Genomic DNA, 14631 nt, shown 5'->3' with positions numbered 1-14631 from the left:
ACGTGGAGGTGGACGTGAACGTGAACGTCGACTCCGGCCCCGCCGACCACTACAGCGTCGGCTCCTCGAGCAGCGCCATGATCGCCCCGCCGCCGCCGACGCTCATGCCGACCATGCCGCGTTCGGCGTCTTCGCGCTGGAACTGGTACGCGAGGCTCGTCGCGAGCATGCCTCCGGAGCCACCGATCGGATGACCGAAGGCGACCGCGCCGCCCAGCGGGTTCATCCGCTCGCGGGGGATCCCGAGCCGTTCCATGACGTACACCGACTGCGCGGCGAAGGCTTCGTTGATCCAGTAGGCGTCGACGTCCGCGACAGCGAGGTCGTTGCGCTCGAGCAGCCCCTCGACGACGTCGCCGACGGCCTTGTTGAACTCGTCGGGGTCTCGATAGACCAGATCGTAGTCGACCAGCCGTGCCATCGGCTCGAGGCCGCGTTCGTCGGCCGCCTCGGCGTCGGCGAGCAACACGGTCCCCGCGCCGTCGCTGAGCTTCGAGGCGTTCCCCGGGGTGATCGTCCCGTTCTCGCGGAACGAGGTCGGCAACTCGGCGAGATCCTCGAGCGTCGAGTCCGGACGCGGCCCTTCGTCCTGCTCGACGCGCTCGTCCCCCGTTTCGACGGGCACGATCTCCTCGTCGAAGGCGCCGGACTCGATCGCCTCGGCCGCGAGTCGATGGCTCTCGAGGGCGTACTCGTCCTGGGCCTCGCGGGAGATACCCTCGCGATCGACCAGCCGCTCGGTGATCTCTCCCATGTGGACGTCGAGGTTTCGGTCCCACAGCGAGTCGAGGATCATCGAGTCCTTGATCCGGACGTCGCCGTGACGACGCCCTTTCCGGTAGTCGGGGAGGATCCAGGGGGCGTTCGTCATCGACTCGAAGCCGCCGGCCACCGCGAGGTCCGCCCGACCGGCGTCGATCCGGTCCGCCGCGAGCGTGATCGCCCGGAGCCCGGACCCGGAGGCCTCGTTGATCGTCGTGACCTGGGTCCCGTTCGCCAGTTCGGACTCGACGACGGCCTGTCGACCGGGCACCTGGCCGATTCCCGCCTGGATGGCGTTGCCGAGGCTCACCCAGTCGACGTCGTCGCCGTCGATCGCGACGCGCTCGAGCAGTCCGTCGATCGCCGTGCGGGCGAGTTCGACGGCGTCCACGTCCGCCAGCGATCCCAGCAACGTTCCGTGTGGCGTGCGTGCGCCGTCGACCAGCACGACGTCGGTATCGGCGTCAGCGTCGGCGTTCCGTGCCATAACCGGCTGTACAACGTCAGGGAAAATGAACGTTTGCGGACTTACAGCCCTCGGCGGATCGCCGGTCGTGCCGTCGCTCAGCCACTCCCGAAACGAACGGGCGAAGCCGGATACTGGCCGCTCTCGCCCCTGTCACTCCCAGTTACGGGTCGAATCCGGGAGCGGGAATAACGAAACCGTTTTCCTCCGGCTAACGCTTGAATCGACTAACGAAAAGAGCCATGAGTAGCAAACGACGGCCACCCGAGGGGATGGGCCGTGGCGGCTAACCGAGTGCTCGTACCGCTGTCGGACACGGTGACTGTTCGGCAGACGGTCGACTACGCCGTCCGGTCCGGCCTCGAGGACGCCGACGAACTCGAGTGTCATCTGGTGGTCGCGCTCCCGTACGACGAGGAGATGCCCGAGGGGCGCACCCAGGCCGAGGAGGCCGAGGAACTGCTCTCCCGGGCTCGCAACTGGGCCGAGGAGGACGCCGGCGACGCCGAGGTGCGGATCGAAACGGCGGCGCTTGGCACCGACGAATACCTCTTCGGGCCGCGGGACTACGCGGAGATCTTCGCGTCTTACGCCAGGGAACGCGAGATCGACCGGATCGTCCTCGATCCGGAATACCAGCCCGGGGTGACCGCACGGATACTCCAGCCACTCGAGCGCGAACTCGACCGCCGGGGGGTCTCGTACGACGAAGCACCGGTCGACCGACCGGCACGACACGGTCGACTGGTCACGGGCGGACAGCGGTTCGACCAGCTGTTCGCGACGTTCTGGATCTCCTTTGGCTTCTATCTCGTATTGGGGGATCCGTTCTACTGGTTCGACATCGTGACCGGCGTCGCGGTCGGTGGGATCGTCTCGACGACACTCGCACAGGTCACGTTCTCGTTCCCGCTTGACCGCGTGCGGTCGCCGATCCGTGTCGGTCGGTTCATTCTGTACATCCCGTACTTGCTCTGGGAGATCGTCAGGGCGAACATCGCGGTGTCGGCCGTGATCCTCCGCCCATCGATGCCGATCGAGCCGACGCTGGCCCGAGTCAACGCCCGCGTCCGCAGCGGCCTCCCACTGACCGCGCTGGCAAACAGCATCACGCTCACGCCGGGGACCCTGACCGTCCGCGCCGACGATCAGCGACTGCTGGTCCACACCCTGATCCCGTCCGCTCGCGAGGACCTCTTCGATGGCGGCCTCGAGAAGGCGATCCGGTTCGTCTTCTACGGTCGGGAAGCGGCGGGCGCGATCGCCTCACCGCGGGAGCGCGACGACGCGGACGTCGTCGGAGGTGACGAACTGTGATTCCCGAAGCGTTCGCCCTCGAGGAGGCGTTCCTCGTCGCAGCCGGCCTGTTCGTCGTGCTCGCGATCGCGATGTTCTACCGCGCGGTCGTCGGGCCGACGACCCAGGATCGACTGCTCGCCGTGAACGTGCTCGGCACCAACACGGTCGTCATTCTGGCGCTGCTGGCCGTCGCGCTCGATCAGCCGTGGTTCCTCGACGTGGCGCTGATCTACGCCCTGCTGAACTTCCTGATGTCGGTCGCCATCTCGAAGTTCACCGTCGAACGAGGTGGTGTCCTGTGATCGAAACGCTGCGGTTCTGGGCGGCCGTCGCCCTGCTCGGGCTCGGCGTGTTCTTCACGTTCGTCTCGACGGTTGGCATCCTCCGGCTGCCGGACATCTACTCGCGGGCTCACACCGCCTCGCAGACGGACACGCTCGGTGCCGGGTTCGCCCTCGCCGGGGTCGCCGTGGCCTTCGGCTGGCGCAACGTGACGGTCTACACCGTCCTGTTGCTGTTTTTCGTGTTCGTCACGAACCCGACCGCGGCCCACGCGATCGCCCGCTCCGCGGCGGAGACGGGGGTCGAACCGCTGCTGGCGGACGAAGGGGATGAGACCGATGCCGAGACCGTCGCCGACGGGGGTGAGAAGCGATGAGCGCGTTCGCCTACGCGCTTGCGGTGTTCATCCTGGCGTCGGCGGTCGCGACGGCCCTGTTCCGTGACGTGCTCTCGACGATCATCGTCTTCGGCGCGTACAGCCTGGGGATGGCCATCCTCTATACGTTCCTGCTGGCCCCGGACGTCGCGATGACCGAGGCCGCGATCGGTGCCGGCGTGACGACGCTGTTGCTGTTGCTGACCATCGCTCGGACGGCCAGACCGTCGACGGACCGCCTGTTCGAGCGGGTCGACGTGCCGGCGGTCGTCGCGGTCGGCGCGCTCGTCGTCGTCCTCACGGCCATCGTCCTGCCCGAGATGTACGAACTCGGGAGTACTACGGCTCCAGTCTGGTCGAACGAGGACGTGACCCAGCACTACATCGAGAACACGTACGAACAGACCGGTATCCACAACGCCGTCTCGGCGGTGCTCGCCGCCTACCGTGGGTTCGACACCTTCGGCGAGGCGGTCGTCGTCTTCGCCGCGGGCATCTCGACGCTGCTCGCGCTGAACCGGGAGGTGTTCGCCTGAATGTCCGACGCTAACTCCCGGACCGACTCCTACGACGACACCTACACCGAGAGCCAGGTAATCATGACGACGGTCAAGATCATCGCCCCTTTCACCCTCACGTACGGCCTCTTTCTGGTCTTTCACGGGGCCAACACGCCGGGAGGGAGCTTCCAGGGCGGAACGATCGTCGGCGTCACCGTGTTGATGCTGGCGTTCGCCTTCGGTATCGAGCCAACCCGCCGCTGGCTACGGGACGGGGTGCTCGTAGGGCTCGCCACCGGCGGCGTCGCGATCTTTACCGCCGTCGGCCTCGGGATGATCGCGCTCGGGGGGAACTTCCTCGAGTACGATCGACTGTACTACGAACTCGGGATCAAGCAGAAGTGGGGCCTCGAGGCGATCGAGATCGGCGGCATTTCGCTGATCGTCTCGTCGGTCATCATCACGCTGTTCTTCGCGATGGCGGCCGGATTTACCCCGGACCGGCAGAACGGAGCTAGAACCGAAACGGGTGCCGAAACGCCGGCCGAGCGACGCGATCGCGGACGCGGCGCCGGCAGTTCGGATACGGAGGTGAGCGACGATGATTGAGCTACTCGCAACGCAGTACGCCTACGTCCTGCTGTTCGTGCTGTTCGGAATCGGGATCTACATGGTTATCGCAAACGAGAACCTCGTCAAGAAGCTGATCGGCGTCAGTCTCTTCCAGTCGGCGATCTTCCTGTTTTTCATCGCCATGGCCTACGTCGAGGGCGGGTCGGCACCGATCGTGCCCGCCGACGGGCCGGTCGCCAGTCCCCTCCCGCAGGTCATCGTGCTGACCGCCATCGTCGTCGGCATCGCCATGACGGCGGTCGGCCTGGCGCTCGTCATCCGCATCTACTCGGAGTACGGAACGCTCCGCGAAGACACGCTCAGGGAGGTGCGCGCCGATGAGTAGCGTCGGATCGCTCCTGGACGCCCTCGGCGGCTTCGTCGACCTCCTCCCGGTCCTGCTGATCGTCACGCCGATCCTCATGGCCGCCGCCCCGGTCGCACTCGGGCTGCGGTTCGACCGGACCGGCTGGACAGTCGCCGCGATTACCGCCGTTGGGCTGGTCTCCGGCGCGCTCGCGCTCGCGGCCGAGGTCTACACGCGCGGCGCGGTGATCCACAACCTCGGCGGCTACCCGCGGACCTACGGGATCGAACTCGTCGCCGACGAGTTCTCCACGGCCATCATCGTCCTCGTCGCGACGATTTCCGCGGGCGTGCTCGCGTACACCCGCCGCGGCGGTCCGCGCGGGAACACCTTCTACAGCGCCTACCTGCTGTTGACCGGCGGCCTGCTCGGTATCTCGCTGACCGGCGACGTGTTCAACCTGTTCGTCTTCCTCGAGATTTCGAGTCTCGCGACCTACGCCCTGATCGCCAGCGGTGACGGCCCGGAGTCGGCGGTCGCGGCCCTAAAGTACCTCATCCTGGGGACGATCGGGGCCTCGATCTACCTGACCGGCGTCGCCTTCCTCTTCATGGCGACGGGGACGCTGAACATGGCCGAACTCGCACTGGCGATCCCCGGGGCAGAAGCGCAGGTGCTGGTTCGGGCCGCGTTCGCGTTCATCTTCGTTGGCTTCGCACTGAAGGTCGCCCAGTGGCCGTTGCACACCTGGCAGCCCAGCGCCTACCAGCACGCGCCCGACGGCGTGACGCCGCTGGTCGCCGCGCTCGTGTCGACCGCCTCGGCGTACGCGCTCGGGCGCGTGATGTACACCGTGTTCGGTCCCGACTTCCTCACGTCGACGCCCTATCTCACCGAGATCGTCGTCACTGTCGGGACGGTGTCGATCCTGGCCGGCAGCACGCTCGCGGTGATTCAGCGGGACGTCAAGCGGATGCTCGCGTTCTCTTCCGTCTCGCAGTTCGGGCTGATCGTGGCCGCCTACGGCCTCGTCAACGAGACTGCCTTCGTCGGCGCGACCATCCACCTCGTCGGCCACGGGCTGATGAAGGCCGGCCTGTTCGCCGCGGTCGGCCTCGTCTCGGTCAGTTACGGCGCCCGGACCGTCGACGAATACGCGGGCCTGGCGACCAACCGCCCCGTCGCCGCCGGGGCGACGGCCGCCCTGCTGATCGCGCTCGTCGGCGTCCCGCCGGCGGTCGGCTTCGTCGGCAAGTGGTACATCGGCCTCGGGGCCGTCCGGGCCGAACAGTGGCCCGTCGCGGTCGTCATCTTCCTCAGCACGATGTTGACGCTTGCCTACACCGCCAGACTGCTCGAGAAGATGTACTTCACGCCGGCGAGTCCGCTCGAGGCGGCCCACCCCTCCGAGCCCGTCGCGGCGGACGGCGGGGACGGCGCCGCGCCGCTCGACAGGGGTGTGCCGGGCGCGGTCTCCGTCGGGATGGTCGCGCTGGTCGTCGTCGCCGCGGTCGGCGCGATCGCGCTCGGCTTCGCCGGCGGCGCGTTCTTCGAACTGCTGGATCCGTTCGTTTCGGAGGTGTTTAACTGATGGTGACTGTCGAAAGCGTTCGACCGCTGGCCGCCGTCCTGGTGTCGGCGATCGCGGTCGTTCTGATCGTCGCGTCGTATCGTCGGCCGAACGTGCGCGAGGGGTGGTCCGTGCTGGCCGCCGTCTCGAAGTTCGCGATCGTCGCCAGCATGCTCCCCGGCGTCCTGTCGGGGACCGTCTACGAGTGGAGCCTCGCGGACTCGCTGGGCGTGGAGTTCCTCGCCGGCGTCGACTTCGCGTTGCGGGCCGATCCGCTCGGCATGCTGTTTGCCACGCTCGCCAGTTTCCTCTGGATCTTCACGTCGTTCTACGCCGCGGGATACATGCGGGGACTGGACGAACACTCCCAGACCCGCTTCTTCGCGGCGTTCGCGGCCAGCCTCTCGACGGCTGTGGGGATCGCCTTCGCGGCGAACCTGGTGACGATCTTCGTCTTCTACGAACTGCTGTCGCTCGTGACCTATCCGCTCGTCGCACACAACGAGGACCACGAGGCCCGCGTCGCCGGCCGCAAGTACCTCACGTACACGTTCTTCGGCGGCGGGGTCTTCCTGCTCGCCGGGACCGTCATGATCTACTGGCTCACGAGCACCGTCGGGACGGCGACGACGGCCTTCGAGGCCGGCGGGATGGAACTGCTGGCCGAGGCGGCGGTCGCCGAACCCGGCTACGCCCAGGCCGCGTTCTTTCTGTTGATCGCCGGCTTCGGCGTCAAGGCCGCGGTCATGCCCTTGCACTCCTGGCTGGCGGACGCGATGGTCGCGCCGACGCCCGTTTCCGGGCTGCTCCATGCCGTCGCAGTCGTCAAGTCCGGCGCGTTCGGCGTCGCGCGGGTCATCCTCGAGGTCTACGGCCCAGGGCTCATCCACGACCTACCGCTCTCCGTGCCGGGGATCGGCGAAGTCGGGCTGAACGTCCCCGTCGCGATCGTCGCGGCGTTTACGCTGACCGCCGCGAGCATCATCGCGATGCGCAAGGACCACCTCAAGCGCCGGCTCGCGTTCTCGACGACGGCCCAGCTATCGTACATCGTACTGGGGCTCTCGATGTTGCATCCCTACGCCGTCGTCGGCGCGCTCTTTCACATCCCCGCCCACGCGTTCGCGAAGCTCACCCTGTTCTTCTGTGCGGGGGCGATCCACGTCGAGACCCACACCGACTACGTCAGCGAGATGGCCGGCATCGGCAAGCGAATGCCGCTGACGATGTCGGCGTTCGCGATCGGCGCGGCGGGGATGGCCGGCATGCCCCTGATCGCCGGCTTCGTCAGCAAGTTCTACATGCTGCTCGGGGCCGGCTACGTCGGCGGCGAGTACTGGCTGTTCGCGGGCACGTTGCTCCTCTCGGGCGTGCTCAACATCGCGTACCTCTGGCCGGTCGTCTACACGGCCTTCTTCGAGAGCGAGGACCACCACGACGCGAAACCCGTCCTCGAGTTCTCGCGGGGCGGCGTCTTCGAATCGTACTTCGCCGAGGACCGCGTGGCGACCGACGGCGGCGAGGCCGAAGACGCGGCGGAAGCAACCGAGACCGAGACCGAAGACGACTACGAGTACGCCGTCGACGAGTACCCGAGCGACCACACCGTTCCCGAGGAGACCGACACCGGCGGTGAACGCGTCGGCACCGTCGACCACCACGGCGACCACGAGGACCACCTCACCGGCGGACCGCCGGCCGGGGGCTGGGAACGGCGCTCCCCGTTCGCGGAGAGCACATGGCTCATGATCGCGCCGATCGCCGTCATCGCCACCGGCGCGGTCGTCCTCGGAATCGTCCCCGACACTGCCGTCTTCCTCGAGGTGGCGACGACGGTCGTCGAGGGCGTCTTCGGCGTCGAGTCGTTCGGCGAGTTACAGGGACTGTCGCTTTCCGAAGCGCTGGAGGTGATCGCCGAATGATCGGACCCGAACTCGACGTCCTGACGCTTGCGTACCCGCCGCTTCTGGTGTTCGCGGCGGCGCTGCTCGTGCTCGTCCTGCCACGGATCGCCGGCTACGCGGTCGGGGCGCTCAGCCTCGGGGCCGTCCTGGTGATCTCGCTGACCGCTCCCGAGGGCCAGCACCTCGCGGGCACTTTCCTCGGCCACTTCGAGGTCGTCCCCTACTACGTCGACGACTTCTCCCGGCTCGTCGGGATCGGCCTCGGGTTCCTCGGGGTCTGTTCGGTCGTCTACGCCTACTCGAGCGAGGCGAGCCGGGAGCTGACGGCCATCGCGCTCGCGTACGTCTCCTCGTCGCTCGGGGCGGCCTTCGCCGGCGACTGGCTCGTCCTGGTGTTCATGTGGGAGCTGATGGCCCTGACGAGTACGCTCGTCGTCTGGCACTACGGCGGCGAGGCCGTCCGGGCCGGCTTCCGGTACGCGCTGTTCCACGGCACCGGGGGCGTGATCGTCCTCCTCGCGGTCGCCGCTCACTACGTGGAAGCCGGCACGTTCGTCTACGACGGCTCCGGGATTGCAGCCGGCTTCCCGGCGCTGCTCGCCGTGATCGGAATGGGCGTCAACGTCGGCTTCGTCGGCCTGCACGTCTGGCTGCCCGACACGTACCCGCGGCCTCACATCGCTGCGTCGGTGTTCCTCTCGGTGTTCACGACGAAGACGAGCGCGTTCGTCCTCTACCGGGCGTTCCCGGTCGGCGCCGAAAGCGATCTGACGATCTACGTCGCGTACATGGGCGGCGTGATGTCCGTCTACGGGGCGACGTTCGCGCTCCTCCAGCACGACATGCGGGCGCTGCTGTCGTACCACATCCAGGCCCAGATCGGCTACATCGTCGCGGGGATCGGGATCGGCTCGCATCTCGCAACCGCCGGCGCGATGAGTCACCTGTTCAACAACATCCTGTTCAAGAGCCTCCTGTTCATGGCCGTCGGCGTCGTCATCTACCGCACCGGCGAGGAGGACCTGTACAAACTCGGCGGCCTCTGGCGGGAGATGCCGCTGACTGCGGTCGGGTTCGGCCTCGGTGCCCTGTCGATCACCGCCATCCCCGGCTTCAACGGCTATGTCAGCAAGGGGATGATCTTCGATGCGGCCGATCCGGGCTACTACGGCCAACCCGAGTACCAGGCGCTGTACTATCTCCTGTGGCTCGGCGCGATCGGGACCCTGCTCTCGTTCATCAAACTCGGCTACTACGTCTTCTTCCACGGTGAGAGTGACATCTCGGTGCCCGACGCCAAGCCCGGCCAGACCGTCGCGATGTTCGGGCTGGGTGGAGCCTGTCTCCTCTTTGGCGTCTGGTGGCAGGGGCTGGCCGACCTCGCGCCGCTGATCGAGGAGGGTACCCACGCCTTCGAGTACTACGGCGGCGAGAGCCACCTCCACCCCTACAGCGCGAGCCACCTCGAGACGGCGGGGATCCTGACGGGCGTCGCGGCCGTCACCTTCGTCGTCGTCCGCAAACCGCTCTCGAAACTCGACCTCTCCGATCCGGCCCGGGTCGTCTTCCCGGCGGGCTACTACCTCGGGCGCTGGTCGATGCTCGCGGTGACCGAGACGTACGCGGCAGTCGATGCCGCCGTCGTCGGGTTCGTCACGCGGTGTTACTGGATCGGGAACAACCCGGTCCTGGCCGTCGAGGAGGCCGCACGCCGGGTCCCGATGGTCGACGTCGACGAGCGTCGGCCAGCCGACGGCGGACAGCCATCGACGATCTACCTCCGGACGACGATCGGGACGACGGTGCTCCTGCTAACGATCGTGTTGACGGTGGTCCTGTGGCTGCTCGTTAGTTGAGCGGTCCTGGCAGTCGGTACGGTACTGGTTTTCGACTCGAGTTACGGGGAGTCACGATCGGACGTTCGATGCCCGAGGAGAACAGAGAGCACACCGGGCCCTCGATGCCCGAGGAGAACAGAGAACACACCGGGCCCCGAGGAGAAGCGGGGATCCGGGGAGACGACCTCCCGACTCACTCCGCGTCCGTCGACTCCGCGACGGACGACGGCCGCCGCTCTGGAACGGCGATCGCTCGTTCCTCGCTCGAGGTCCGAAGCGCGGGCTTCGACCGCGTCGCCTCGCGCCGGTCGCGCGTGCCGCCGTGCTCCCCTTCGGCCGCCGTTCTGCCGTCCGCGTCGTTGCCGGTGTTGCCGCTGACACCTCGCGGCGTCAGGTAATCGCCGTCGACCTCGATCCCCGCGTCCGCACAGAGGCGTTTGAGCACCGACCGGGCTCCCTCGGTCGTGATCGCGGGCGGCGCGATGGCGCGTTCGCGTGCCACCTCGGTCGCCGTCCGGTCCTCGAGAATCGCCGCTATCTCGTCGTCGTCGTGCCCGCGCTCCCGGAGCCGTTCGCGTACCCGACGAGCGATCGAGGGGGCGTGACGCGTCGGAAACAGCGGCCAGTCGTTCGACGGCGGGTCGAGGACGACGCCGTACCGGCGCAGCGGCGTCCGGGCCGGGGCGAGCAGCGTGACGTCCTCCTGTCGCTGGGACTTGCCGAGCACGCGGATCGTCCCGTCGTAGAAGTCGACGTCGTCCCACGTCGCGCCCGCCCGGCGGTCGTCTTCGGGGACGCGGAACAGCTCCGATCCCCGGACCGCGGAGTGTGCGAGCAGGGCGACCATCGCGTACTCGCGAAGGCAGGTCCGTCGCTCGTCGGGATTCTCCCGGTCGGCCTCGAGTGCGCGCTCGCGGACGTAGCGCTCGAGGCGTCGCCGGGAGTCGGCGCTCCAGCGGTCGTCGTCGGCAGAGGCGCTCGAGGCGTCGGGGAGCGCCGCTTCGGCGTCCCTGTCGGTCGCCGGGTTCTCCGGGACGATTCCCCCGCGAACGCACCACGAGAGGAACGCCCGGACGACGGCGTAGTAGGTGTGGGCAGTCGAGGCCGTGTACGTCCCACCGTCGGCTCGCTCCCGGAGTTCGCGGGCGTACGAGCGCATGTGATCGGCCTCGAGCGCTCGGATCGCGACTACGTCGTGTTCCCGCTCGAGCCAGTCGGCGAACCGGTGCAGGATCGATCCGGCCTTGGCCGCGTACGCACCGGCCCCGGAGCCGTCGGGGTCGCCGACCGACTTGCGCTGGAGGTAGGCGTCGACCGCGTCGGCGACGGCGACGCGGTCGCGGTCGCAGTCCTCCGCGGCGCCCGAGTCCGAGGGCAGGGCGTCGGTCACGCCGGGATCACCCCCGGGTTGTCGCTCGAGTCCGACGTTGCTGGAGCCCCTGTCCGGGGTCGAACACCGGAGTCGACGCGACGGATCATCGTACAGTTCTTACTCGGTCACTGCCGTAAATCTGTGTTTCGCCCTCGCCTTTTCCGTGGCCGTCGTCCACGTCCACCCCTCGATCCCGCCGACCTCTCCCGACGCTTACTCGAGGTAGCCCAGGTCCGCCAGCCGATCCTCGACCGCGTCGTCGGCCGTCGCGACCGAGCGGTCGTCGTCGAGCCGGGGGTAACTGCGGTAGCCCGACGGGTCGACGCAGGGCAGCGGCGTGCCGTCCATCCGGTCGTCGATCGGCACGTCGAGCGTCGCCAGCACGGTCGGCGCGACGTCGAACAGGTGGGCGTCCCCGATCCCGGCCGCCTCGTCTACGTCCGCACCCCTCGCGGCGACGATCCCCTCGAGTTTGTGGTTCCAGGGCTCGGCGGGCGGACCGAACCAGTCGCCGCGCAGCGTCGCCGAGAGGAAGTGATCGAACTCGGCGGGAACGGCCACGACGTCGACGGCATCGTCCGTCTCGGGGCCGTGGAAGAACTCCTCCCTGGGTGCGACCGTCTCGAACACCCGCTCGCCCTCGGGGGTCCGCACCGACCGCAAGGCGTCGATGACCCGCGTCCGGACTGCCTCGTACTCCGCGGGCGGGACGACGCCGTCGGGCTCCCGCCCCTCGAGGTTGATGCGGACGCCGAGTTCGATTCGGGAACGAACGTACGCGCGCGAGGATTCGAAGTCGACCTGGGTCGCGCCGGCATTGACGAGCCCGGTCGGCGCGTAGCTCGCCACCACCTCCCCGAGCCCGAACCGGCGGAGAACGGCCCCGATGCGCTGGCTCGTCAGTCCCAGCCGGGCGGCCGACGCCATGGCGCGCTCGCCGAGCCCGGGATCTCGGTCGGTTCGATCCTCGCCCTGCTTGAGCGAGTCGTCGCGAACGGTCGCCCAGGTGGGCATCCCCGAGCCGCCGCGCTCGGTCTCGACGAGCCCCTCGTCGCGGAGGAACTCGTTGATACGGAACTCCTGGCCGTCGTAGGGTCCCATTCCGTGGTCGCTTGTGAGGATCACGTTGTCCGGGTCGTGTTCCTCGAGGATCGCTTCCACCTGGCGGTCGACCTCCCGGTAGATCTCGCGGATCGCCGCGTCGTTGTCGGGTTCCTTGTGGAAGATCGAGTCCGTGACCTGGAACTCGAGGAAGCCGAACTCCGGCTCGTACCGGTCGGCGAGGTAGCGAAACGCCTCGCCGCGCATGCGAGCGCAGTCGCTGTAGGTCTCGGCGCGGTCGCCGTCCTCGTCGGGGTAGACGCGGTACTCGCCGATCGCCTCGCGAACGTCGTCGAGCAACCCCCCGGGGTGGCAGTCCGGGTCCTCCGGCGCGGTGTACCCCGGGATCAGCGCCCCGTCGAACTCGCGGGGCGGATGCGTGACGGGGACGTTGACGACGACGCTCGTGAGACCGCGATCGGAGAGCAGTTCCCACAGCGCCCGTTCGCGGACGTCGGTCGCGTTGACCACGTCCCAGTCGTAGCCGTCGAAGGAGAGGAAGCCGTAGACGCCGTGTTTTCCGGGGTTCTTGCCCGTATACAGCGACGGCCAGGCGCTGGCCGTCCACGGCGGGATCTGTGACTCGAGCGGGCCGCTCGCTGCGTCGGGATCGTCGATCAGCGACTCGAGGGTCGGCACCTCGCCGTCGGCGACGAGCGGCTCGAGCACCCGTTCGCAGGCCGCGTCGATACCGACCAGCAGCGTCCGGAGCGAGGATCGGTCGTCCATTGAGGGAACGTCCGCGAGGATCCACCTTGGTTATGGATGCGGTTACGCGGCGAATCCGTCGCTTTCGGCGGTTCGTCGGCGCTCGCGGGGTCCCTTTCGGTCGGTTCCCGACTCCGATACCGTGGTCACGATCGACCCCGTCGTTCGGGCGAGGAGAACCGACGACTCGATGATCGACTCGATAACGGGACGATCGCTCGAACCGAATCGCTCGAGCGTCGACCATTCGTCGACCGGCTATCGATCAGCCGCGAACCAGCCGTCGATCAGCCATCGGTCAGCAACCGACCAGCTATCGACCAGCCATCGGTCAGCAACCGACCAGCTATCGACCAGCCATCGGTCAGCAACCGACCAGCTATCGACCAGCCGTCGATCAGCCACCGACCAGCTATCGACCAGCCGTCGATCAGCCACCGACCAGCTATCGACCAGCCGTCGATCAGCCACCGACCAGCCATCGACCGATCGAACGAGAGTCCGTGAAAACGACCCAGTCGCTACTTCACCGAATCGTACAGCGACGCGATCCGTCGCATCCCCCAGGTCCCGTACTCGAGGCTGTAGTAGGTCCGCAGGTCCGGGTTGAACTTCGCCTTGTACCGATTGATCCGCCGGTTGTCCGCGCCAACGAGGTCGTAGGCGGAGAGTCCGCGCTCTATGCCGTCCTCCATGATGGCCCAGTCGAGGAGGTCGTTCGTGGGGAGGTCGACGTCGGCGTCCGTGCGGACGCCGCCGAGCCACCGACCCGTAGTGTCGCCGTACTCGACCGCGAGGATGCCGCCGACGAACTCGTCGTCTACCCGCAGCGTGTAGGGACGGATCTCCCCGCCGTCGACCCGCTCGTGGAGGTCCAGGACGAACGCCGCCGGCACGCGGAAGTCGATCCCCTGGGACTCGTAGCGGTTCCGGACCTGTTCGACGATCAGTTCGATCTCCTCGCGCCCGCCGACCGTGATCTCGTAGGCGTCGTCGTCCGCGTTGCGGACGTTGCTCCGCGCGTCGCTGCTGAACGACCCGAGGAGGTCGTCGCGGTCGCGCTCGAGGTCGACGACGTAGGTGTACTCCGGCGACGCCTCGTACTCGTTCCACTCGAGCGGGCGAGCGTCCTCGAACGCCGTCGCCGTCCGGACGTGACTGTACTTCGGCGCGAGTTCGGAACGGATCCACTCCGCGCAGTCGTCGACGAACGCCTGCCGGCGGCTCTCGCGCTTGCGCTGTTTCAGTTTCCCCATGTTCAGGAACGCGGGGCCGAGGTAGGGAACCCGGAGGTGCGGCGGCGGCGAGAACGCCGTCGTCACGACCTTCTTGTCGATCTCGAAGACGGGAAAGAGGCCGACGGGTTCCTGGCCCTTGAATCCGATCAGGGGATGTACCGTCGCGCCCGCGTGCTCGGCCTGGACCTCGAGCGCCTCGAGTTCGTGCCAGAACCGGCCCTGCGGGGAGCGTTCGACGTAGCCGTTCCAGCGATCCCGGTCCTCCTCGGTCGCGAGGCGGACGTCGACGCTCATTC

Annotated in this window: 14 protein-coding genes; 9 read left to right on the top strand and 5 right to left on the bottom strand. The window is 67.9% G+C overall.

What is annotated here, in order from left to right; translation table 11 throughout:
* Positions 1–49: 49 nt before the first annotated feature.
* Positions 50–1249 (bottom strand): thiolase family protein, encoded by a 1200-nt coding sequence (locus tag BM113_RS07175; protein WP_089786635.1) that lies wholly within the window; start codon positions 1247–1249, stop codon positions 50–52.
* A gap of 258 nt (positions 1250–1507) precedes the next feature.
* On the opposite strand from BM113_RS07175, the gene BM113_RS07170 reads away from it, so the two are divergent.
* The 9 genes from BM113_RS07170 to BM113_RS07130 are packed head-to-tail and all read left to right on the top strand — an operon-like array spanning position 1508 to position 9934.
* On the top strand, positions 1508–2545 hold the full coding sequence (locus BM113_RS07170) for a monovalent cation/H+ antiporter subunit E (protein WP_177209125.1): 1038 nt from the start codon (positions 1508–1510) through the stop codon (positions 2543–2545).
* Entirely contained in the window at positions 2542–2829 is a 288-nt protein-coding gene (locus BM113_RS07165; RefSeq protein WP_089786631.1) for a cation:proton antiporter, read from the top strand. The genes BM113_RS07170 and BM113_RS07165 overlap by 4 nt, the downstream gene beginning before the upstream one ends.
* Positions 2826–3185, top strand: coding sequence for a monovalent cation/H(+) antiporter subunit G (gene mnhG / locus BM113_RS07160; RefSeq protein WP_089786630.1), 360 nt, complete (start codon positions 2826–2828; stop codon positions 3183–3185). Before BM113_RS07165 ends, mnhG begins: the two co-directional genes overlap by 4 nt.
* A complete protein-coding gene (locus tag BM113_RS07155) occupies positions 3182–3721 on the top strand; it encodes a DUF4040 domain-containing protein (RefSeq protein ID WP_089786628.1) in 540 nt (179 codons plus the stop codon). The genes mnhG and BM113_RS07155 overlap by 4 nt, the downstream gene beginning before the upstream one ends.
* Entirely contained in the window at positions 3722–4294 is a 573-nt protein-coding gene (locus BM113_RS07150; RefSeq protein WP_089786626.1) for an MnhB domain-containing protein, read from the top strand.
* Positions 4287–4643 carry a cation:proton antiporter subunit C gene (locus BM113_RS07145; RefSeq protein ID WP_089786624.1) on the top strand — a complete coding sequence of 119 codons (357 nt, stop codon included), beginning with the start codon at positions 4287–4289 and terminating at the stop codon, positions 4641–4643. Before BM113_RS07150 ends, BM113_RS07145 begins: the two co-directional genes overlap by 8 nt.
* Positions 4636–6195 (top strand): monovalent cation/H+ antiporter subunit D family protein, encoded by a 1560-nt coding sequence (locus BM113_RS07140; RefSeq protein ID WP_089786623.1) that lies wholly within the window; start codon positions 4636–4638, stop codon positions 6193–6195. The genes BM113_RS07145 and BM113_RS07140 overlap by 8 nt, the downstream gene beginning before the upstream one ends.
* The gene (locus BM113_RS07135) at positions 6195–8096 is read left to right on the top strand and encodes a proton-conducting transporter transmembrane domain-containing protein (protein ID WP_089786621.1); all 1902 of its coding nucleotides are present in this window, start codon (positions 6195–6197) and stop codon (positions 8094–8096) included. The genes BM113_RS07140 and BM113_RS07135 overlap by 1 nt, the downstream gene beginning before the upstream one ends.
* Positions 8093–9934 (top strand): Na(+)/H(+) antiporter subunit D, encoded by a 1842-nt coding sequence (locus BM113_RS07130; protein WP_089786619.1) that lies wholly within the window; start codon positions 8093–8095, stop codon positions 9932–9934. Before BM113_RS07135 ends, BM113_RS07130 begins: the two co-directional genes overlap by 4 nt.
* Before the next feature lie 175 nt (positions 9935–10109).
* On the opposite strand, the gene BM113_RS07125 is transcribed toward BM113_RS07130, so the two are convergent.
* The 4 genes from BM113_RS07125 to BM113_RS07110 all read right to left on the bottom strand — a co-directional run bounded on the left by BM113_RS07125 (position 10110) and on the right by BM113_RS07110 (position 14629).
* Positions 10110–11306: a tyrosine-type recombinase/integrase gene (locus tag BM113_RS07125; RefSeq protein WP_007142964.1), complete on the bottom strand. Its 1197-nt coding sequence runs from the start codon at positions 11304–11306 to the stop codon at positions 10110–10112.
* Positions 11307–11501: 195 nt separating this feature from the next.
* On the bottom strand, positions 11502–13118 hold the full coding sequence (locus tag BM113_RS07120) for an alkaline phosphatase family protein (RefSeq protein ID WP_089786617.1): 1617 nt from the start codon (positions 13116–13118) through the stop codon (positions 11502–11504).
* Positions 13119–13384: 266 nt separating this feature from the next.
* Positions 13385–13579, bottom strand: coding sequence for a hypothetical protein (locus BM113_RS21815; protein WP_143095814.1), 195 nt, complete (start codon positions 13577–13579; stop codon positions 13385–13387).
* A 39-nt stretch (positions 13580–13618) separates the two neighbouring features.
* The gene (locus tag BM113_RS07110; RefSeq protein WP_089786614.1) at positions 13619–14629 is read right to left on the bottom strand and encodes a lipid II:glycine glycyltransferase FemX; all 1011 of its coding nucleotides are present in this window, start codon (positions 14627–14629) and stop codon (positions 13619–13621) included.
* Positions 14630–14631 lie beyond the last annotated feature (2 nt).

This window comes from Natronobacterium haloterrestre (assembly GCF_900112205.1).
Classification (GTDB): Archaea; Halobacteriota; Halobacteria; order Halobacteriales; family Natrialbaceae; genus Natronobacterium; species Natronobacterium haloterrestre.
This window is presented reverse-complemented; position numbering and strand designations above follow the sequence as displayed.

Coding starts and splice junctions, on each gene's coding strand:
- BM113_RS07175 (WP_089786635.1), bottom strand. CDS start 1,249: ATGGCACGGAACGCCGACGCTGACGCCGATACCGACGTCGTGCTGGTC.
- BM113_RS21815 (WP_143095814.1), bottom strand. CDS start 13,579: ATGGCTGGTCGGTGGCTGATCGACGGCTGGTCGATAGCTGGTCGGTGG.
- BM113_RS07145 (WP_089786624.1), top strand. CDS start 4,287: ATGATTGAGCTACTCGCAACGCAGTACGCCTACGTCCTGCTGTTCGTG.
- BM113_RS07150 (WP_089786626.1), top strand. CDS start 3,722: ATGTCCGACGCTAACTCCCGGACCGACTCCTACGACGACACCTACACC.
- BM113_RS07110 (WP_089786614.1), bottom strand. CDS start 14,629: ATGAGCGTCGACGTCCGCCTCGCGACCGAGGAGGACCGGGATCGCTGG.
- BM113_RS07120 (WP_089786617.1), bottom strand. CDS start 13,118: ATGGACGACCGATCCTCGCTCCGGACGCTGCTGGTCGGTATCGACGCG.
- BM113_RS07135 (WP_089786621.1), top strand. CDS start 6,195: ATGGTGACTGTCGAAAGCGTTCGACCGCTGGCCGCCGTCCTGGTGTCG.
- BM113_RS07140 (WP_089786623.1), top strand. CDS start 4,636: ATGAGTAGCGTCGGATCGCTCCTGGACGCCCTCGGCGGCTTCGTCGAC.
- BM113_RS07130 (WP_089786619.1), top strand. CDS start 8,093: ATGATCGGACCCGAACTCGACGTCCTGACGCTTGCGTACCCGCCGCTT.
- BM113_RS07155 (WP_089786628.1), top strand. CDS start 3,182: ATGAGCGCGTTCGCCTACGCGCTTGCGGTGTTCATCCTGGCGTCGGCG.